The organism is Sedimentibacter sp. B4, assembly GCF_000309315.1.
GTDB lineage: Bacteria > Bacillota > Clostridia > Tissierellales > Sedimentibacteraceae > Sedimentibacter > Sedimentibacter saalensis.
Genome location: NZ_CANG01001058.1, coordinates 1 through 239, shown reverse-complemented (window position 1 = coordinate 239; position 239 = coordinate 1). Strand labels below are relative to the sequence as shown.

Sequence of the window (239 nt, the reverse complement as noted above, 5' to 3'; positions counted from 1 at the left end):
TGAGCTGGTGTCCCCCAGCACCTGCCGGATGCTGGGAGCTGCGTCCTGCCCCGGATCGATGACCACACAATCCGCCACACCGGGCGCAGCGACCACGTAGCAGTTGGCCTGCCAGTGGCCCGTCGCGAAAGAAGCCAGAAACACGCGCGACAGCCTAGACGACGAGACGTCGAGACGCGGCAGCGGCTCGAAGGTGAGGAGTCCCGACGCCGTCCCCACCGGCGCCAGCGGGAACAACA

The 239-nt window shown here is 67.8% G+C and carries 1 protein-coding gene; it reads right to left on the bottom strand.

Annotation, left to right across the window (positions count from 1 at the left end; all coding sequences use genetic code 11):
* Positions 1–239 (bottom strand): MBL fold metallo-hydrolase (locus tag BN358_RS28125; RefSeq protein ID WP_232233427.1); only part of this gene is annotated, 239 nt, incomplete at both ends.